The organism is Marinococcus halophilus (assembly GCF_002265875.1).
Taxonomy (GTDB): domain Bacteria; phylum Bacillota; class Bacilli; order Bacillales; family Marinococcaceae; genus Marinococcus; species Marinococcus halophilus.
Genome location: NZ_NPFA01000008.1, coordinates 24,324 through 45,597, shown reverse-complemented (window position 1 = coordinate 45,597; position 21,274 = coordinate 24,324). Strand labels below are relative to the sequence as shown.

Annotated in this window: 16 protein-coding genes; 1 reads left to right on the top strand and 15 read right to left on the bottom strand. The window is 46.4% G+C overall.

Annotated features, from left to right (window positions below):
• Positions 1-244: 244 nt before the first annotated feature.
• From ystJ to CHL76_RS09600, 6 genes are all read right to left on the bottom strand, one after another.
• Positions 245-1,480 carry an NADP-dependent malic enzyme gene (ystJ, locus tag CHL76_RS09625; RefSeq protein ID WP_094908444.1) on the bottom strand — a complete coding sequence of 412 codons (1,236 nt, stop codon included), beginning with the start codon at positions 1,478-1,480 and terminating at the stop codon, positions 245-247.
• Positions 1,481-1,594: 114 nt separating this feature from the next.
• Positions 1,595-4,891: a DNA polymerase III subunit alpha gene (locus tag CHL76_RS09620; protein ID WP_094908443.1), complete on the bottom strand. Its 3,297-nt coding sequence runs from the start codon at positions 4,889-4,891 to the stop codon at positions 1,595-1,597.
• A 40-nt stretch (positions 4,892-4,931) separates the two neighbouring features.
• Entirely contained in the window at positions 4,932-5,891 is a 960-nt protein-coding gene (locus CHL76_RS09615) for a DHH family phosphoesterase (protein ID WP_094908442.1), read from the bottom strand.
• A 17-nt stretch (positions 5,892-5,908) separates the two neighbouring features.
• Positions 5,909-7,219, bottom strand: a complete 1,311-nt coding sequence (locus CHL76_RS09610; RefSeq protein WP_079475761.1) for a CBS domain-containing protein — start codon at positions 7,217-7,219, stop codon at positions 5,909-5,911.
• A gap of 198 nt (positions 7,220-7,417) precedes the next feature.
• On the bottom strand, positions 7,418-8,101 hold the full coding sequence (locus CHL76_RS09605) for a metal-dependent hydrolase (protein ID WP_079475760.1): 684 nt from the start codon (positions 8,099-8,101) through the stop codon (positions 7,418-7,420).
• Between the two features lie 77 nt (positions 8,102-8,178).
• On the bottom strand, positions 8,179-8,937 hold the full coding sequence (locus tag CHL76_RS09600) for an SDR family oxidoreductase (RefSeq protein WP_079475759.1): 759 nt from the start codon (positions 8,935-8,937) through the stop codon (positions 8,179-8,181).
• 172 nt (positions 8,938-9,109) lie between these two features.
• On the opposite strand from CHL76_RS09600, the gene CHL76_RS09595 reads away from it, so the two are divergent.
• A complete protein-coding gene (locus CHL76_RS09595) occupies positions 9,110-9,550 on the top strand; it encodes a universal stress protein (RefSeq protein ID WP_079475758.1) in 441 nt (146 codons plus the stop codon).
• Positions 9,551-9,673: 123 nt separating this feature from the next.
• Here CHL76_RS09595 and argH read toward each other — a convergent pair whose 3' ends face one another.
• The 9 genes from argH to CHL76_RS09550 form a co-directional block, all read right to left on the bottom strand.
• Positions 9,674-11,056: an argininosuccinate lyase gene (gene argH / locus CHL76_RS09590; protein WP_094908441.1), complete on the bottom strand. Its 1,383-nt coding sequence runs from the start codon at positions 11,054-11,056 to the stop codon at positions 9,674-9,676.
• Positions 11,053-12,258: an argininosuccinate synthase gene (locus tag CHL76_RS09585; RefSeq protein ID WP_079475756.1), complete on the bottom strand. Its 1,206-nt coding sequence runs from the start codon at positions 12,256-12,258 to the stop codon at positions 11,053-11,055. The genes argH and CHL76_RS09585 overlap by 4 nt, the downstream gene beginning before the upstream one ends.
• Positions 12,259-12,595: 337 nt before the next feature.
• Positions 12,596-14,974, bottom strand: a complete 2,379-nt coding sequence (locus CHL76_RS09580) for a Lon protease family protein (protein ID WP_094908440.1) — start codon at positions 14,972-14,974, stop codon at positions 12,596-12,598.
• Between the two features lie 121 nt (positions 14,975-15,095).
• Entirely contained in the window at positions 15,096-16,289 is a 1,194-nt protein-coding gene (locus CHL76_RS09575; protein WP_079475754.1) for an acetate/propionate family kinase, read from the bottom strand.
• Positions 16,290-16,318: 29 nt separating this feature from the next.
• Positions 16,319-17,317 carry a class I SAM-dependent methyltransferase gene (locus tag CHL76_RS09570; protein WP_079475753.1) on the bottom strand — a complete coding sequence of 333 codons (999 nt, stop codon included), beginning with the start codon at positions 17,315-17,317 and terminating at the stop codon, positions 16,319-16,321.
• A 167-nt stretch (positions 17,318-17,484) separates the two neighbouring features.
• Positions 17,485-17,985 (bottom strand): thiol peroxidase, encoded by a 501-nt coding sequence (gene tpx / locus CHL76_RS09565; protein WP_079475752.1) that lies wholly within the window; start codon positions 17,983-17,985, stop codon positions 17,485-17,487.
• Positions 17,986-18,016: 31 nt separating this feature from the next.
• Positions 18,017-18,577, bottom strand: coding sequence for an RDD family protein (locus tag CHL76_RS09560; RefSeq protein WP_094908439.1), 561 nt, complete (start codon positions 18,575-18,577; stop codon positions 18,017-18,019).
• Between the two features lie 11 nt (positions 18,578-18,588).
• Positions 18,589-19,587: a signal peptide peptidase SppA gene (gene sppA, locus CHL76_RS09555; RefSeq protein WP_233133327.1), complete on the bottom strand. Its 999-nt coding sequence runs from the start codon at positions 19,585-19,587 to the stop codon at positions 18,589-18,591.
• Positions 19,587-21,212 carry an amidohydrolase gene (locus tag CHL76_RS09550; RefSeq protein WP_094908438.1) on the bottom strand — a complete coding sequence of 542 codons (1,626 nt, stop codon included), beginning with the start codon at positions 21,210-21,212 and terminating at the stop codon, positions 19,587-19,589. Before CHL76_RS09550 ends, sppA begins: the two co-directional genes overlap by 1 nt.
• Positions 21,213-21,274: the final 62 nt, after the last annotated feature.

Below are 21,274 nucleotides of genomic sequence, written 5' to 3'. Positions count from 1 at the left end.
TTTAATGCTTGGCTGCTCCGCAAATAATAGAAACGCAAGCAGACTGCAGCGTCCCGGAATGTATTTCACCGTTCAGCTGGTGTACATAACGCAGCGCTGTTGTTTTATTTGCAGACGTACATCAGGAGCGACCGTTTTGTCAGCGATCGCTCCTGCTATTAGTCTCCCACATAGTTTATCACAGACAAGCTCTAATACATAGGAAAAGCCAGACATCTTCAATGGTTAGGTCTATAGGCCTTTATTATTCTTCAATATCGGAAAGAGCCCTGGTTTTCTCTTTGATTTTCTCCGGATCGGCGTTTTTCCTCGCCACGCCTGTTTCCATGGCTGTTTTTGCCACCGCCGCAGCTACTTCCGGAGCGACTCTTGGATCAAACGGGTTTGGAATTACATAGTCTTCGTTCAGTTCATCTTCCGTAATCAGCTCTGCAATAGCGTATACAGCTGCTTTTTTCATATCTTCGTTAATGTGAGTGGCGTTCACATCGAGAGCTCCGCGAAAAATACCCGGAAAGGCCAGCACATTGTTTACCTGGTTTGGAAAATCGGAACGGCCGGTACCGATCACTTTTGCCCCAGCGTCTTTAGCATCATCCGGTGTGATCTCGGGGTCCGGGTTGGCCATCGCAAAAATGATCGGGTCATCATTCATGGACTCTACCATTTCTTTTGAAAGTACTCCCGCTACGGAAACGCCTATAAACACGTCTGTGTTCTGAACGACCTCTTTTAGCCCGCCGGAAACATTCTCATTGTTCGTTACTTTTGCGACTTCTGCTTTCATGTCGTTCATGCCTTCCGGACGGCCTTCATAAATAGCGCCTTTAGAATCGCATAAAATGACATCCTTCACCCCGAAACGGCGCAGAAGCTTAATAATGGCAATTCCCGCTGATCCTGCCCCGTTAATAACTACCCGTATCTCAGACAAATGCTTTTTATTGAGCTTCAAAGCATTGATCAAGCCGGCTACGGTAACGATCGCTGTGCCGTGCTGATCGTCATGAAATACAGGAATATTTGTTTCTTTTTTTAGGCGCTCTTCAATAACGAAGCAGTTAGGGGCTGCAATATCTTCCAGGTTGACACCGCCAAATGTTGGCTGCATTAACTTTACCGTCTCTACAATTTTATCTACATCATTTGTTTCAAGACAGATAGGAAAAGCATCCACACCGGCAAATGATTTAAAAAGAACCGCTTTTCCTTCCATCACCGGAAGAGACGCTTCCGGGCCGATATTGCCCAGCCCAAGCACGGCTGAGCCGTCAGAAACGACTGCCACCATATTGCCCTTCATTGTATATTCGAATACTTTTTGTTTATCATCAAAAATTTCTTTGCAGGGCTCAGCTACTCCCGGAGAATATGCCAGGCTTAAATCTCTTCCATTTTTCACCGGTACTTTCGATACGGTTTCGAGTTTCCCTTGATTCTGTTTGTGAATATGTAGTGCTTCTTCGCGGGTGGTAGGCATAGTGCCACTCTCCTTCAGCATTTTTTATATTTTAATGATAACCCTGTGCTTACAGAAGCACATTCAGTGTTTCGTTCAATTTAATTATAAACGTTACCTATTATAACAGAATAATCAGTCAGCGGCATCTTTATTTGATTTTAATATAATGGATTCTTTTGAAACAACCTTTTCAAGTCCTCGCATGCACGTGTCCCCGGCGTCCGTTTTTAAGCTGTTTTCAAGCTGGAAAGCACGTCCCTGTTGCCCGTCATAGATGAGGACCGTCACCGCTCCAGGCGATTGCCGAAGTACTTGTTTGACCCGGCGCAGCACTTGTCCCTGCTCATCTTCCGGCAATTTAACATACAGCGTGTGTTCTGCCTGTTTTTCGATTTCCGGCAGAGAGAGGCAGCTCTCCGCAATCATCTTGTCCCCCCGGGACTGCTTGTCTGTCCGTCCCTGAACCAAAAGAATTGATTTTTCTGCAAGCAGTGATTTTACATTCCGGTAAACATTCGGAAAAACTACCACTTCAAGCTCTCCAGTCCCGTCGTCTATCGTCAGGAAGCACATGGATTGTCCATTTTTGGTGCGCACAGTCTTCACCGTCCTCACAAACCCGCCAGCCCAGCGCAGCTGATTATCCACGGGAAGAGAGCTTCCAAGCTCCCATAACTCGAAGGCAGCAAAAAGTTCCTTATACGCCTCCAGTGGATGGCCGCTTAAGTAATAACCGGAGGCCTCCTTTTCCATTTCGAGCTTCTCTTCCCAGGAAAGGGGGGCGGCCTCGATCCAGCGCATCCGAGGAGCCAGTTCTGTGCCAAATTCCTGAAATTCCTGTTCCCCTTCAATTATCCGCAGTGAACGATCAAGTGAAGCGAGCAGCGTAGACCGTTCCACTTCAAATTCATCAAACACACCGGCCTGGATCAGATATACAAATCCCTGCCGCCCAATCGCTCTAGTATCTACCCGGTGAAGAAAATCAAGCCAGTATTCAAAACGCCCGCTGCTGTTTCGTTCCTTCAAAATCATCTGGATATTACTTTTTCCTACCTGTTTAACAATATTCAAGCCAAAACGAAGATTCCCCTCCTCAATACGAAAACCATAACCACTTTGATTGATTGAAGGGGGGAGCAGCTCAATACCAATTTCCTTTGCTTCCCGCTGGTATTCCAGAAATTTTTCTTCACTTCGCACATGGCCTGACATCAACGATGAAAAAAACACGGCCGGGTGGTGAGCTTTGATATAAGCCAGCTGATAGGAAATCACACTATAGGCCACCGCATGGCTCTTATTAAAACCATAATTGGCAAATTGTTCAATCCAGCTGAAAATTGTTTCTGCTTCCGCTGTCAGCACGCCGGAAGCCCCTGCTTTTTCAAGAAAACGCTTTTTTTCTTTTTTCATTTCACGAGCGTCTTTTTTACTGATAGCCCGCCGGAAGGAATCCGCCTCCCCCATTGAGTACCCTGCCACTTTTACAGCAATCTGCATAATCTGCTCCTGATAAACGATGATGCCATATGTGGATCCAGCAATATCTTCAATATGCTCAGGAAGAGCAGGCATTTCTTTTATTCCATGCTTACGTTCTGCATACAAAGGAATCTGAGCCATTGGTCCCGGCCGGTAAAGTGCGCTCACTGCAGCAATGTCTTCAAAGCGGTCGGGCCGGATCTGCTGCAGAGCAGACTTCATCCCTGCTGATTCAAGCTGGAAGATGCCGTTGGTTTTCCCTTCGCTCAGCAGTTGGTAAGTTTTTTTATCATTCATTGGAATGTGCCTTAATTGAAAATCATTTTTTTCTTTTTGGACTGCTTCGGTCATATATTCAAGCAGCGTTAAATTCCGGAGCCCCAGCAGGTCAATTTTCACCAGCCCCAGCGCTTCAAGGTCTTCCATCGGGTACTGGGTCAGTAAGAGCACACCATTTCTATCCATTAAAGGAGTGTAGGAGTCAAGCCGGCCACTGCTTAATACAATACCGGCCGCGTGAATGGACGTTTGGCGCGGCAGGCCTTCTAAATAGGAAGCAGCCCGGAGCAGTGACTCCACCTTCGGTTCAGTCTGCTGCCACTGCTGCAGTTTTTTATCACTGGCTGTTTTTCCGGCTATAGAATCGGTCCCTGAAAACATGCCTGCTGTCCGGTTAATGAGTCCCTGTGGAATTTCAAGCACCCTGCCTGCGTCCCGTATCGCAGCACGAGCTCCGAACGTATTGAATGTAACAATCTGCGCTACGCATGTTTCCCCGTATTTTGTCCGCAAATACTGCAGTACCTCTTCACGCCGATGGTCCGGAAAATCAATATCTATATCCGGAAGCGCAGCCCGTTCCGGATTCAGAAACCGCTCAAACAGAAGACCGTACTGCAAAGGATCCACATCCGTAATGCCGATAAGGTAGGACACAAGCGACCCTGCGGCCGAGCCTCTCCCAGGCCCTACATACATCCCCTGTTTTTTAGCAAACGCAACAAAATCCTGCACAATTAAAAAATAATCTGCAAACCCGGCATCAATAATAACGCTAAGTTCATGCTTCAGCCGCTCCCGCGCATGTTCTGAAACAGTACTATAACGTTTTTGCATTCCCTTTTCCGCTAGCTTTTTTAAATACAGAGAAGCTGGCTGCTCCCCGGGGGTTGGAAATACCGGCATGTGCGTTTCACCTAATGAAAGGTCTACGTGACATTTGTCAGCTATTTTTCTCCAGTTATTGAGATGGCCGGCTTCGTACATCTCAGTCGCCTTCTCCTGCCACACTTCCAGTGAAAAGGGCTTCCGGTCAATTACGGTATCTTTCCAGACCCTGCCGTCCTTCACTGCCTGCAGCAGTTTATAGGCCCGTGCCTCTTCAGATTTTTGCATATTAATCAACGGAGAAGCCACCATGGAGATGCCAAATCGTTCCGCTGCCTCTCTCCACTCCATTTCCTCTTCCATTTTCGGGGCTTCAAGCCAAAGAACACCAGGCGCAAACCGTCTGCTCCATTTTTCAAAAAATGCATACAAGTCATTTTTGCTTTTCCTGAAGGTGCCGGGTTCGCTCTGTTCAAGCGGCAGGATAAAAAGACAACCGGCAGAATCCGCCAGTTGTTCCCATGTGACCTGCTTGTCCTGTTGTTTGTCCCCAGCCCACTGCATGAGCTGCTTGTATCCCCCGTTGTTTTGCGGCAGTGCAATTACCGGGAATTCCTGGTCTTCTGCGCCATCTCCCTGAACCCACAGCTCTATTCCTGGAAGGCTTTTCACCTGGTACTGCCGGCAGAGACGGTAAAAAGCCACTGCCCCGTGCATCGTGTCCCGGTCCGTGACCGCAGCTGCCGGCCAGCTGTATTCTTTTGCTTTGCGGACGAGATTCTCTAGCCTGATAGTGCTTTGCAACATGCTGTATTCCGAATATACGTGCAGTGACATATTCCTGATCCTCCCTGTGGCCGGCTAGGTGATGGGCGTTTTATCTATGCTTCCAGTTCCGGCAGATGTCCTCGAGCGCCTGTATAATGTTTTCTGTTTCCTGCCTGTTTTCTGCTTTGGCTCCTGCTGCCATAGTGTGGCCGCCCCCGCGGTATTTAACAGCAAGCTGATTAATCACCGGTCCGCGCGAACGAAAACGCACCCGGTACGACCCCTGTTCTTCTTCTACAAAGAACACCCATGCAACAACCCCTTCTGTGTCTGCAAACGAATTGATCACTGCTGAGGATTCATTGATGGTTATGCCGTATTTACGAAGCATTTCCTGGGTTAGGTACATGTAAGCCGCCCCATCCTCTGTCAGGGTAAAGCTTTGAAGTACCTCTCCGCGTAGACGCACCAGGCTCTCAGGGTTCTTATACATTTCAGCATAAATTGCTCCCGGTTCAAAATCGAACGCAAGAAGTTCAGCTGCCATGCGCATCGTGTTTGGCGTAGTATTGCTAAACTGAAAACGACCGGTATCTCCAATAAGGCCGGCGTAGCACAGCCGGGCTGTTTCATTCGGAACTGTCCATCCGTAGGATTTTTGGGCAAACAGAATCAATTCTGTAATCATTTCGCACGTGGAGCTTTTTTTTGTATCCACCCACATCGGTTCCCCGTACGGATCTTCGTTCGGGTGATGATCGATTTTAATAACCGCTGCTCCCTGGTCCCAGCCTTTGCCGTCGATCCTTGCCATATTGGCAGTATCGCAAACAATCACCAGCGTTTCGGCATCCACTTCAGTCAATTGTTCATCCATAGTCGTTAAAAAAGAAAGCGAAGGCTCATTTTCTCCGGTAGTGCCCACCTGCTTGTCAGGGAACTGCTTTTTAATCCACGCAGCCAGGCCCGCCTGGGAGCCGAGAGCATCCGGATCGGGACGCTCGTGCCGGTAAATCATAATTTTATCGTACTGCTCTATCGTCTGTATGATTGCCTGAAATATTTGCATTGTCTATCCCCCATCGATCAGCGGTCGAGTAGCTGTACCATCATCATCGCCTTGCCGACGATCGCGCCTTCATAGTACAATTCCACATCCACTTTCCCGTGTTTTCTTCCCACTTCAAGTATTTTCCCGTTCAACTCAATTTTGCTTTCAATCTGTACCGGCCGGATAAAGTAAAGTGTTACATTCTCTACCACCATATCGCCTTTTTTGTAGTCTCTAAGCAGACGTTGGCCTGTCTCCGTAACAAGAGACATGATAACCCCGTTTGCCACCGTACCGAGCGCATTGGTCATCTGCGGCGTAATATCGCACTCAAACATAAATCCCGATCCAGGAGGGGCTTCCCGGAAACGGCTTGTTACCGTATCTTCAATGGTTTCCCCGACGTGTGGCTGGCGCTGAACCATCTGCAGTGCTTTTAATACGTCCTGCCGGCTGATAACTCCAAGCAGCTTTTTCGCATCGTCCATTACCGGAAGCAGTTCGATACCTTCCCATACCATCGTATGGGCTACCGAAGCCACAGACGTCCGTTCACTGACCGTAATTGGAGATTTTGTCATCACTTTTTCGATAGGAGTCTGAACCGAAGCGCCTAATACGTCCTTCGCAGCTACCATTCCCTGAACTTTCATGTCTTCGCTGATCACCGGATATCTACTGTGGCCGGTTTTTTGGTTCATTTCATGCCATTTTTCCACTGTATTATCCACCGTCATAAAATACGTATCCTGTAGCGGAATTAAAATATCATTTACTACCACAATTTCTTTTTTAATGAGTTGGTCATAGATCGCCCGGTTAATCATGGTAGCTACCGTAAACGTGTCATACGTCGTTGTAATTACCGGCAGGCCCAGTTCATCCGCCAGAGAAATGACATGTTCATTCGTATCAAATCCGCCGGTAATTAAAACAGCTGCTCCTGCTTCAAGGGCAAGTTTATGCACCTGGTACCGGTTACCGACAATGAGGAGGTTCCCGGGCTCCACGTACCGCATCATCGCTTCAAGCTTCATGGCACCAATCACAAAGCGATTCAGGGTTTTATGAAGCCCATTTCTGCCCCCAAGCACCTGGCCGTCAATAATGTTAACTACTTCAGCATAGGTTAGACGTTCGAAGTTTTCTTTTTGCTTTTTTTCGATACGTATCGTGCCGACTCGTTCAATCGTACTGACAATTCCCTGGTTTTCTGCTTCCTTAATTGCACGGTACGCTGTACCTTCACTTACTTCCAGGTTCTTTGCAATTCCACGGACGGAAATTTTTTCTCCTACGTCCAGGGCCAGTATGTAATTTAATATTTGTTCATGTTTGGTTGCCATAGGCACAGTACCTTCCTTTTTATTTACGCACTTACCGGTAGCGCTCTGTCCGCGTAAATTTCTAACTGTATTACTTCTGTTTCATTATCTGTACTATTACATTATACGGTTCAGAAACCCTCCCTTCAACTGCCTGCCGGCAATTGTATTAAAAAAAACCGTTCAGTCTGTTTTAATGACTGAACGGTTTTTTAAATTCTATAATTCAATCGAGCCGCCGGCTTCCAGTGCTTTTCCTTTCAGTGGAGAAAGGGAATCTACAAACTGCTGCGGATCCTGTTTGATAGGCGGCATGGTATTGTAGTGGATTGGAACCGTATAATCCGCATTCACCCATTCCGCTGCCGTTTTGGCATCCTTAGGACCCATTGTAAAGTTATCACCAATAGGGACGAATAAAAGATCAATATTGTTTCTTTCCGCGATAAGCTTAATGTCAGAAAACAAGCCGGTATCGCCCATATGATACACTTTCTTTCCTTCCGCTTCGAAAATAATGCCACTTGGCATACCCGTATAAATAATCTTTTGTTCCTCTTCAAGGAAGTAACCGGAACCGTGAAATGCCTGAGTTAACTGTACGTGGCCGAAATCAAACGTATAGCCGCCGCCAATATGCATTGGGTGCGTTTCTACGCCCTGCCAGCCAAGATACTGAGCCAGTTCAAACGGTGCCACTACAAGCGCATTATTTCGCTTGGCGATATCCACTGTGTCTCCGACATGGTCAAAATGACCATGAGTCAGCAAAATGGCATCTGCTTTCACATCGTCCGCATTTAAATCAGTTAATGGGTTATCTGTAATAAATGGGTCAATTAAGATTGTTTTGCCGTTTGTCTCAATCTTTACTACTGAATGACCATGATAAGATACTTTCATGTATATCCTCCTCCGCAATCAAAAACTGTTTCCGGGGAACTATACCTTTTACCAGCCTAACTTAAACTGCCTTCCACTTACCTGCGTTTATGAAGCACATCTATCCCGCCGGTCACTTCAATTACAGAGCCTGTAATCATATCCGCATCGTCATCCGTTAAAAATAAAATAGTTCTTGCAATGTCGCCGCCCGTTGCTGGCCTTCCAACAGGAACAGAATGGTCACTCACCTGTCTGCCTGCATGTATATCCGCTTCCTTAAACTCTTCTGTCACTATGCCCGGACAAACCATGTTTGCGGTAATACCGTAGGATGCTTCTTCTAGAGAAATTGATTTTGTCAAAGACACCAGGCCGCTTTTCGCCGCTGCATATGCTGAACGATAAAGCCATCCCGGCGCTGTAGGAGCACTCTGAAAACCATAAGTAATAAAACGGCCGAACTGCTGCCGGCGCATAATCGGTATCGCTTTTTTTGCCAAATGGAAGGCAGCACTCAGGTTGCCATCAACCATCCGGTGCCATTCTTCATCGGAATAATCTGCCAGCTGCTTTTTTTCAAATATGTAAGGGCCAGCATTATTTACGACGATATCAAGTCGGCCAAAGGCTGAATAAGCTTCTTCCACCATCCGCTCTACGTCCTGCTTTGAGGCCATGTCCCCCTGGACGAACTGGATGCGGCTGCTTTCCATTTCCCACTGCTCTTTCATTTTATAGTAAGCCTCGTCTTTTTTCCGGTAAGTAACGGTCAACGTATAACCTTTTTCTTTTAAAGCTTCAGAAACTTTTCGGCCGAGGCCTTTCGTGCCTGCTGTAATTAACGCGTGCCTCATCGTTATTCACCCGCCTTTATGTCATCCATTAGTTATGTAATAATGAAAATTATTTGAACATTTTCTGTTCTGTTTTCCCGGCACATCCTTTTACCTACACACTATCGTTTTAAATTAAAAAAATAGGGAAAATTATCTACAGGAAATAGAAATCCTACGACAAAAGGGGAGGATGGCATTGAGTAGATACGAAGTTATTATTGTTGCCGTCGATGGCTCAGACGAATCCAGAACAGCTTTTAAAAAATCTGTTGAGATTGCGCAGGAGCAGCAGGCAAAACTAATCATCTCTCATGTTATTGATACGAGAACATTTGCCACAATGGAACGGTATGACCGTACTATTATTGCACGAGCAGAAGAATATGGCAACGAACTGCTTGAGAACTATACAGCAGAAGCAGAAAATGCAGGGGTTCCTGACGTCGTCTCCTCATTGGAGTTCGGTTCTCCAAAAACAAAGATCCCGCGTGAGCTGGCCAAAAACTATGAAGCAGATTTAATTATCACTGGGGCTACCGGTCTGAATGCTGTTGAACGCGTCTTTATTGGCAGCGTTTCGGAAGCCATTGCCCGCCATGCGAAATGTGACGTCTTAATTGTACGTAAATAACTGCCAGCTAAGGCCCCGTGTCCATACGGACGCGGGATTTTTTATCTCCGCCCAGGCGGCATTCTTTTCCACATTAAAAAGACCCCGCCCAAAGATTTACTCCGGACGGGACAGCATCTGTATTTATAACTTTTGTTTTATTACCTTTTTCCCCTGCTCGATGGCAGACCGGACCTGATCAAAGCCGGTACCGCCTTCACTATTTCTGCGGCTTACCACCGTCTCAGGCTTTAAGACCTCATAGATATCTTCTTCAAAGGCTTCATTTGCTTCTTTAAATTCATTCATGGAAAGATCTGCAAGATACTTATTGCTTTGAATGCAATCAAGCACCAATTTGCCGACAATCTCATGAGCTTCCCGGAACGGGACTCCTTTAACGGCGAGGTAATCCGCGAGTTCTGTCGCATTAGAGAAGTCTTTGCTCGTGGTTTCCGCCATTTTTTCTGTACGAACTTCCATCGTTTCCACCATTCCCGCAAAAATATCCAGAGAGCCTTCAAGGGTGCGCACGGTGTCAAACAGTCCCTCTTTATCCTCCTGCATATCTTTATTATACGCAAGCGGCAGCCCCTTCAAAAGCGTATACAGTCCCATAAGGTTTCCATACACCCGTCCGGTTTTTCCACGAATAAGCTCTGCCATATCCGGATTTTTCTTTTGCGGCATGATGCTGCTGCCTGTCGCAAAAGAGTCATCGAGTTCAATAAATTGAAATTCTTGGCTTGACCAGAAGATCATTTCTTCAGCCAATCTGGACAAATGCATCATAACAGTGGACGCCGCGCTCATAAATTCCAGGGCAAAGTCCCTGTCGCTTACAGCGTCCAGGCTGTTTTGATAAATATCATCAAAGCCGAGCTCCTCTGCCGTCTGGCGGCGGTCGATAGGAAACGTTGTGCCGGCGAGGGCCCCTGCTCCGAGAGGAGAAATGTTCGTGCGTTTTAAGCTGTCCTCAAAGCGCCCGTAGTCCCGCTCAAGCATCCAGAAATAAGCCATCATGTGATGGCCGAAAGAGATAGGCTGTGCCCGCTGCAAATGGGTATATCCAGGGATAATGGTTTCGACATGCTCCTCTGCCTGCAAAAGCAGCGCCTGCTGCAGGGCCCGGATAGACTGCATAACAGTGTGCGTGTGATTTCTTACGTACAGATGAACATCTGTAGCCACCTGATCGTTACGGCTCCGGCCTGTATGGAGCTTGCCGCCGACCGGGCCAATTTCATCAATTAAAAACTTCTCGATATTCAAATGAATGTCTTCATTTTGGATCGAGTATTCCAATTCTCCATTTTTTGCTTTGGCAAGCACCGCTTCCAGTCCGCGATGGATTTCGGCTGCTTCTTCTTCGGTGATGATTTCCTGATTCTTCAGCATATGTACGTGCGCAATACTTCCCTGGAGATCTTCTTCCACCAGTTTTTGGTCAAAAGGAATGGATGCCCCAAAGGCATCCACCCATTCTTCCGCTTGTTTTGTAAAGCGCCCGCCCCATAGTTTGGTCATACATTAACACCTTTCTTGTTAACTGCACTTTGTACTTTGGTCGGCAGACCCCACAGCTGAATAAATCCGACAGCTGCATTATGATCAAATTCGTCGTGCGTGGAGTAGGTAGCCAGGTTTTCATTGTACAAGGAGTAGTCTGATTTTCTTCCTTCAATGATAGCATGGCCTTTAAATAATTTCACCCGTACAATGCCTGTCACGTTAGTTTGCGTTTCTTTTAAAAACGCTTCAAGCGCTGGCCGTACCTGGGAGAACCACAGTCCTTCATAAATTACTTCACTTAATTTTTTTTCAATAACCGGTTTAAAGTGAGCCACTTCTTTGGGGAGCGTGAGGTCTTCAAGCTCTTTGTGCGCCTGAATCAGCGTCATAGCTGCTGGGCACTCATAAATTTCTCTTGATTTAATTCCTACCATTCTGTTTTCCACGTGATCAATTCTGCCCACGCCGTGCTTGCCAGCAACGTCATTTAATTCCAGAATCAAATCTTGCAGTTCATAAGCCTGGCCGTTAAGCGCCACTGGCTTGCCCTGCTTGAATTCAATTTCGACGATGTCTGCTTCGTCCGGTGTTTTTTCGAGTGGATTCGTTAAATCATACGCGCCTTCCGGCGGTGTAGCCCACGGGTCTTCTAGAACACCGCACTCGTTGCTTCTGCCCCAGAGATTTTGATCGACAGAATATGGATTATCGAGGTTTACAGGTACAGGCACGTCATTTTCTTTTGCATAAGCGATTTCTTCATCTCTCGACCATCCCCACTCCCGAACAGGTGCGAGTACCTCGAGGTCAGGATTAAGAGCCTGAATACTGACTTCAAATCTTACCTGGTCGTTTCCTTTACCAGTGCAGCCATGCGCTACGGCATCAGCATTTGTCTGCTCGGCAATCTCAACCAGTTTCTTTGAAATTAACGGCCTTGATAATGCAGATACGAGCGGATATTTTTGTTCATACAGCGTATGTGCCTGCAGGGCCGGAAGGACGAAATCTTCGGCAAATTCTTTTTTCGCATCTACTGTGTATGACTGTACAGCCCCTACTTCCAAGGCTTTATTTTTTACAAATTCCAGATCCTTCCCCTCTCCTACGTCCAGGCCTACCGCTACTACTTCGTAACCCTGACTGCTCAACCACTTAATTGCTACTGATGTGTCCAAACCGCCTGAATAGGCGAGAACTACTTTTTTGTCTGCCATTCTTATTCCCCTCCAGATTATAATTGAATATTAATGCTTGATAAATTATTTTTATACATCATTTTGAAAAAATTAAAAGACTGTCGTCTTTGTTTTATGATTACTGTATTCAACTTCTTTCATTACTTTAACAAGCCCACAAAGAATTTGCAACCGGAAAATACAATTTTTTAGTATAAAAATTTATTTTTTTGATATTTTATGCGTTATCCGCCCTATAACATGCAACCTGATGTATGTGCATGCATGAATCAGAAACGACTTTGTATACTTCTGTTAACCAGCCGGATAAACACACAAATAAGCAGAGACGCCTAAGCAGGCCTCTCTGCTGCATTTATTCCTGGTGCTTTTCTGCCATTTCCATTAAACGCTGCTGCACATTACCGTAAACAGTGTTAGAAGCGTAAAATCCATTTTCTCCTACCTCACCGGCATGTTCACTCATAAGTATTTCCATGCCTTCTTTCACCGTGTTCACCGCCCAGATATGGAAATCACCGGCCTCCACTGCCCGCCTAATTTCATTTCGAAGCATTAAGTGCTTAGCGTTCTGCGTCGGTATAATTACACCCTGAGTTTTTGTGAGTCCCTGCTTTTTGCATACATAATAAAATCCTTCAATTTTTTCGTTCACTTCTCCAATCGCCTGCACATCACCGAACTGATTAACAGCTCCAGTTACGGCAATATCCTGGCGGAGAGGCACTTCAGCCAGAGAAGACAGGAGAGCATACAGTTCCGTGCTTGAAGCACTGTCACCGTCTACCAAATGATAGGATTGTTCGAAAGTAATGCTTGCTGCAAGCGGCAGCGGCCGGTCGCTTGCAAACTCTGCCTGCAGATAGCTCGTCAGCGTATGGAGGCCTTTCGTATGAAAAGCACCTGTGAGCTGGGATTCCCTGTCGATATTAACGATGCCTCCACTCCCGGCATACGTTCGCGCCGTAACGCGAGTCGGGTAACCAAATGAATAGTCTCCTGTATGAGCAACAACCAACGCGTTGATCTGGCCAACTTTTTCTCCGCTCGTCGCGATATTGATTGTTCCGTCCTCGATCGACTCGTGAATAGCCGCTTCAGGCTGAGCCGACCGATAGTTTGTTTCTTTTAAAGCAGCGTGCACATGGGCCTGTTCAATAATAGCCGATTGTTCCTGCGCTGCCCAATAATCCGCTTCAATTAATAGAGATGTTACTTCGTGAAATTTAATGGAGAGCTTGCGCTGGTGTCCTGCTTCCCTGGTGCTGTAATCAATGAGTCTTGCTACTGCTTCTGATGCCAGGGGGCGCAGCCGTTTATTTTCACAAAAACAGGCCAAAAAAGTGGCGTACTGCCATATGTTTTCTTTCGTCCGCTCCATCATAGTAGTAAAATCCACTTTTACTTTAAAAAGCTTGCGGAATGTTTCATCTTCTTTTTGCAATTTTTGGTATAACGCATTGGTCCCGACCAGGAGAACCTTTGCCTGAAAAGGCACTGGCTCCGGTTCCAAATAAGTGCTTGCAAATATATCGGAATCCTCATAGGGGGTCTCAAGCCGGATATAGCCCATCCGCATAGCTCTTTTCAATGCTTTCCATGCAAACGGATGGGACATCAATTCGGCAGCATGCAGTATTAAAAAACCGCCGTTTGCCCTATGAAGAGCGCCGCCTCTAATATGGGAAAAATCCGTAGGACTCCCCCCGTTGCGGCCAATTTCCACTTTCCCGAACAAATTGACATATGTCGGGTGAGACTCATAAACGACAGGCGCTGCGGAAGTATCACTATTATCCACTAAAATATTAATTTCATAACGACGGAACGAAAAAGTCGATACAGGCGGCCGGCCTTCCTGCGTTTCTTTTACAGGTAGGAATTCCTGCCAGTGCTGAATAATGTCTTTTTCCATGTCCGACAAAAAATTATGTAAGCTTTCATTGATATATTCGTCCTTTAAAGTCGCAATAAAACCTTGAATGGATGTTTGCACCATCTGCTCGTCTGCTTCCCTGAGCTGGCGTCTTAAAACACGCTTTGCCACCTGCTTTTGCCTCAAAAAGTCATTTACCTGTCTGGTAATCGTCTGTGACTCTTCCATTATATAGTCCTGCCGGCTTTTTGAAAGCTCGTTATAGCTTTCATCACTATGAGGCTCCCCGTCTTCTTTAAGCGGAACTGCAACGATGTCTTCTTCTGTTTTTTCGAGAGCAAATCCTTTCACAGAGGCTTCCTCTTCAAGCTTCTCCCAGTGTTCATTAATTGCTTTTTCGTGCTTTTCCGCCATAGCTACTTTTTTCCGTTCAAATGATTTACTGCGCAGCGTCGTCGCGATCTCTTCCTGCAGATCCTCAATTAGCTCTTTAATATCTTTAGCAAACGGCACAGCCATGCCGGCGGGCAGGCTTATTACCTTCGGCCTCCGGGGGTCTTCAAAAGAATATGTATAAATCCAGTCAGCCGGCGCCGGTCTTTTTTCCGCTGCTTCTTTTGCTTTTCTGCGGGCGTATGTCGTTTTTCCAAGGCCGCTCGCCCCGGTTAAAAACATGTGATAGTTTTCTTCCTGAATATCCAAACCCATCTCCATAGCTTTCACTGCACGCTCTTGTCCAATCATTCCCTGAGTCCTGTCTGTTAATTCTTTCGTCGTATGAAAGGAAAACATGCGCGGGTCGCAGCGCTCCGCTAATGCTGAGACAGGAAGTTTGCAGCGCATTTCGGCTGTTTGCATATGTCTGTCTCCTTTCAAAGTACTGTTACTCCTTATTTCCCATTATACAGAGAATATATGCAGAAATATCATATATTTTGCAAAAAACTCCTGCTTCATCGAAACAGGAGTTGCCTCTTACTTATTGGATTTGACCGAGCCGGACGGTATCGCGGGCGATCATAACTTCTTCATCAGTAGGAACTACTGCCACAGCCACGCGTGAAGAGTCCGACTGGATGAACGTTTCACCCGAAGCCTGTCCATTTTTCTCTTTATTAATTTGGATGCCCATGAATTCAAGGCCTTCCATGACTTTTTCACGAACCAGTGCGCTGTTTTCCCCTACACCAGCAGTGAATATAACTGCATCAACACCATCCATACTGGCTGCATAAGTACCAATATATTTATGCATCCGTGTCAGATAAACATCCAGAGCGGTTTGGGCTCTTTCACTGCCCTCCTCCGCCTGCTGAACGACATCCCGCAAATCACTGGATGCGCCGCTTACGCCGAGCAGCCCGCTTTTCTTATTCAGTGTATCAATAACTTCTGCAGCTGTCTGGCCGGTTTTTTCCATTAAATAAGGAATCAGGGCGGGATCAATGTTGCCCGAACGAGTTCCCATCATCACGCCGGCAAGCGGTGTAAAGCCCATTGAGGTATCGACCGAAATACCGTGATCCACGGCTGTTATACTGGCACCGTTTCCGATATGGCACGATATAATTTTTAGGTCATTTTGCGGACGGTCCATTAACTCTGCCATTCTCTGGCTGACATACTTATGAGAAGTTCCGTGAAAACCGTATTTACGCACGCCGTATTTTTCATAGTATTCATAAGGAACGCCATACAGGTACTTTTCTTTCGGAATCGATTGGTGAAACGCTGTATCAAACACCGCTACAGAGGGAACGTCCGGAAGAATATCACGGAACGCTTTAATACCGACAATGTTGGCCGGATTATGAAGCGGTGCCAGTTCGCTTACATTTTCGAGTTCATTCAGCACCTGATCTGTAATAAGGACAGAATCTGAAAAGGTTTCTCCTCCGTGAACTACCCGGTGGCCTACCCCTTCAATATCATTCACGTCGGTAATTACATCATATTTTGTTAATGAGTTCAGTAAAGCTTTCACAGCCTCTTCGTGATTTTGCAGTGATGGGTATTCGGTTTTCTTTTCTCCCTCTACTTCTACCGTAATAAAAGGCGTCTCCAGGCCAATCCGTTCGACGACCCCTTTAGTGATAATTGTTTCTTCAGGCATTTGCAAAAGCTGAAATTTCAGCGAGGAGCTCCCCGCATTAATAGCAATAATGGTAGACATTCTTTCTCCACTCCTAAACATTACTCTCTTTATTTATTGATAAACCCCTCTTGTACAAACCAGTCATTAATTCGCTTCATCATATCCTGAAGAGCTTCCTGGCGGCTGAACGACGGCAGTTCTGCCAATAGCGCCTGACCTGGCTGCTTTACCTCAGGACTTTTCTTTTGAAGCATCCATATGCTTTTGGAGGCTTCTTTAGCCTGAAACATTGTTTCGGGGAGCTGAAGAAGCCCGAGTGTATGCGCATGTCTTTTCACATACGCCTGAAGCTCCGCTGCTTTTTCATCTTCAAACAAATTGTTGGGGATGAGAAGTACCATAAAACCTCCTGGCTTCAGCCGGTTCATCATCCCCTCCACAAGCAGGTGGTGCACGTAGGATTTTCCGTCCGTACTGCCCATCTGGTACAATTCGGCAATTTGGTTTTTCGGGTAGTAACCGACTGGAAGGTCACTCATCACTACATCCGGAGCGGAAGCGCCAAATTGTTCAATACTGTCCTGGTGAAACAGCTGAACAGCATGTTCCTGGAGGTTCGCCAGCGTATAGGCAATCTTGATTAACGTTTCGTCAACTTCCGAACCGTATGCTTCAATATTTTTTTCCGTCAGTTGATTTAATACAGCTGAGAGAAGATTCCCTGTGCCTACGGCTGGGTCTGCGATTACAAACTCTTTACGGCCATTCATTAGTTTGTCGACTAAATATCCCATGAAAATAGCCACGGCATCCGGGGTAATAGCATGGTGCTGCTGCACGGATTGCTTCATTCCTTTAATCAAGGCAAGCTGAAATGCTTTGCGGATATCTTCCTGTTCCATTGCTTCAGGCATTTTCTCTTCCAGGCTTTGCTCGAGGCGTTCTTTTTCCTCGGCAGATATACGCTGAACCACTGTGCCCTGAAAGATATCTTCCCCGGCTTCGGCTATCGCTTCTAAATACGTTATGCTCAGCTCCTGCTGTATCGTTTTCGTAAGGTCATCCAGCAATTCAAATAATTGCTCCACCGGTGTCGTTTCGGTCATGACAAGCCCTCCTTCTGCAGCGTAGTGCTTCTCCGCTCTCGCTTTACAATACGCCAGTATAGCAGATGTGTTCTGTAAAGAGAAGTAATGAAAACAGAAAAAAGCACAATCACTTCCCTGGTATCTGCACAAAATAAATGACGCCTTTGCAGGCGCCATTTTCTTCCTTAGTCTGTATTATTAGCCGCGTTAATTGCTGCTTCATAATCAGGGTGGTTCGTTCCTTCTGAAACGATCTCCTTATAAGAAACCTTTCCTTCACTATCTACTACAATTACAGAACGCGCCAGCAGTCTCATCTCGTCCATTACCAGGCCGAACTGTTTTCCAAAATCCAGATCTTTGTGGTCGGAGAGGACCCGCACATTTTCAATACCTTCTGCAGCACACCAGCGCCGCTGGGCAAAAGGAAGGTCACAGCTGATAGTCCATACTTCTACATTTTCAAGCGAAGCAGCTTCTTCGTTGAATTTCCGTGTTTGTTGCGAGCAGACACCGGTATCAATGGAAGGCACTACGCTGATCAACCTTACTTTACCAGAAGCATCACTTAGCGATACCGGAGTCATGTCATTAGCAAGTACAGTGAAATCGGGAGCGCTGTCTCCGACTTCTACTCTGCCTCCTACAAGTGTTACAGGTTTTTCTTTAAATGTTACTGCTGTCATCTTACTCCTCCTTCACTATTATCCTCGGGCCTTATTTTCTTGAATGAATGACCCTCGTGTCCGCAATCATATCATGGATGCCTGCCTTTTGTGGTGTGAAGGCTACCACAATATACGCCAGATTTGTAATAACGAGGCTTCGGTAAGCAAAGCGCAGAACAACTTCCCTGAAAATAATGTCAGACCATTTTAATTTTTCCCGGTTCACCCGGACAACTCTCAGCCCGAAAATCATTTTGCCGAGTGTCTGGCCATAAAATTTTGTCATTAACACAAAATAGCCGTAGGTAATTATCGCATTACACACAGCGTATAAAGTGATAAATCCCCAGATTTCTCCTTCTCCAGTAAAGTAAAAAGGAGAAAGAAGAAGGCCGTTTAACGAAAAAAGAATTATCAAATCGGTAAGGTATGCCCAAAAGCGCATCCAAAATCCCGCGAACAGATCTTCGTTCGTGCCATCACTTTCGCGGGAATTTTGTTTGGCCGGCTTCCCATATAAGGAATTACCGCCACGGTTGCTTTCTGCCGGGTCCTTTTGTTCCGTTCCCTGCTCATCTTCCGGATAGCGGCCGTTTGTAGTCGTGGTCATCGTTATCCCTCCTATCCTTCATACAAATACATTGGCCGCGGGCTGGCGCTTCCGACTGATTTAAGCAATTCCTGAAGCCCAAGCAGCTTTTCATCAGAAATGAACATTCCCTGCACAGTATTTTGCAGCAGCGACTGCCAGCTGAATCCGTCTGAAGTGTAACGTTCCACCGTAGCATCCCCCAGTTCAAGATCTTCTTCCATCATGGAAATGGTGTCCTCCGTCGTTCCAAGCTCGTCGATCAGTCCGTTTTCTTCTGCCTGCTCACCAGTATAGATACGGCCGTCAGCTAAATTCCGTGCTTTTTCTTCACTAAAGCCTCTTCCATCGATCACGACCTGCAAAAAGTCTTCGTACATATCGTCAACGATTCCCTGCATAATTTCACGGTCTTCTTCCGTAACTTCTTCTGTAGGGGAGCCAATGTCTTTAAATTCGCCGCTGGTTATGTTTACACTATCAATTCCCAGGTTTTCAGCTAATTCAGAGTAGTTCAGGGAGGACATAATTACCCCTATCGATCCCGTAATAGTAGCCGAGTGAGCGACAATTTTGTCTGCAGGCGCCGCCAGGTAGTAGCCACCGGAAGCCGCCGTATTTCCCATTGATACATACACAGGTTTATTTTCTTCTTCCTGCACCTCAACGACGGCATCGTGAATCTCGTCACTTTCAACAACTCCTCCGCCCGGGCTGTTCACATTAATAATAATGCCGTCCACGTCTGCGCTTGACCCGGCTTCTTCCAGGTTGCTCAGAAACTCTTCATGGTTATATCCTTCGCCGGAAAAAGCTCCCGAGCCGCTTGAGGATTGAATCGTACCTTCTACATCAAGCATGGCTATTCGGTTATCCGAAGAACCCCTTTTTACTATGTTTTCCTGATTCTGCTGATTTTGCGCCTGGTTCGATACTGTATTCCACAGTGAAAAAGCTGTCTGGGCACCCAGGGAAACGATAAGAAGCACCGCTGCCGCCAGTAAAGCAAACCATCTTTTTGCATTCATCATTATTCCTCACTCTCGTTAATAATTTCAATACTGCTTTTTTCCGGGTAAAAGACGACTTCATCCCCTACAACGGTTGCTTCCACTTCAGTTGTTAATATCTCTTCTGGTTCAATTTGAAACAGATCGTTTTGGAGTATTGTAAAGTCTGCTTTGTAACCAGGGGCGATTCTCCCCAAATCATGCTCCCGGCTGATCGCTTTTGCGCTGCCGCCGGTATAGAGATCCACCGCTTCGTAAGGAGTCAATTTTTCTTCCGGTCTATATCCATCATGCTTCTCCCCCGGGTTTTTTCTGGCCACTGCTGCATAAATCCCGGTTCTCGGATCCACCGATTCAATAGGCGCGTCTGAACTGCCTGCGCAGACAATGCCCTGATCAAGAAGCGTTTTCCACGCAAAGGAATAATAAAGCCTTTCTTTACCGAGACGCTCCTCCACCCAGGGGAAGTCCGAAAGCACAAACCGGGGCTGCAGATCAAGCGCCACCGGCAAAGCCTTTAACCTTTCCACCAAATCCTTTCTTGCGATCTGGACGTGAATGATCCGGTCTCTTACTCCTTCCGGCACAGGCCAGGCTTCTAAAGCATCAATTACATATTCCAAAGCCAAATCGCCAATAGCGTGAACAGCCACCGGCATATTTTCCCTTCGGGCATCCGCAACCAGCTGCTTTAGCTCTTCTCTCGAATGAATGGCCACTCCGGCCGTTTCAGGAGCATCATTGTAAGGCCGGCTGAGAAGGGCTGTGCGCCCGCCAAGTGCTCCATCTGCAAATATTTTCATGGCACCTAGCTCCAGGTTGTTTTCAAGGAGTCCATAAGCATGACCCTGCTGTATAAAATCTGGAAATACTTCGTGATGCACGAGAAGATGGGCCCGAAAAGAAGTGTCTGCCAAAATATTTCTAAACGTATTCAATGTTCTCTTAAACCCGCCATAGTAATTAAGGTCTTCAGTATGGCCACCGGTCAGTCCGCACTGATGCATATAGCGAACCGCCTTCCCGAGTGCATCGTGAAGGTATTCTTCGGAAACCTCTGGTATTTCATTTTTCACTAAATCGGCTGCCTGGTCCAGCAGATAACCTGTAGGCTCTCCTTGCCTCGATTTAACAATAATGCCTCCTTCAGGGTCCGGGGTGTCTTTATCAATACCAGCCGCATCCAGGGCGCGTGTATTAACCAGTGCTGCGTGGCGGCATATCCGGGTCAAAAGCAATGGATGGCCGGGCACTAAATCATCAAGCTCCTCCCGGTGGAAAATTTTCCGGTCCGGAAAATTGTTTTCGTTCCACCCTTCTCCGATGACCCACTCTCCGGCAGGAATTTCTTTTGTTTTCTCCTTAATCAGTGCAGCCATTTCTTCTGCAGAGGTGCACTCTGACAAATCCAGCTGGATCATCGTTTCCCCCAGCCCGATCATATGTAAATGACTGTCGGTAAATCCCGGATACATTGTGCTTCCATTTAAATTTACCCGGCGGCTAGATGGACGTTGCAGCTCTTTTTCTATCTCTGACAGGCTGCCTGCTTTTTCAATGATTCCATCTGAAGTTAAGACTGCCTCCACCTGCTCTCCTTCTTTTTCCATCGTATAAATATTTCCGTTATACCAAAGTGTTTTCACAGCATTAACCGCCTCTCCTTTTTACGGGCGAAGGCCCGTTTTGTTTCAGGACTTATAAAATT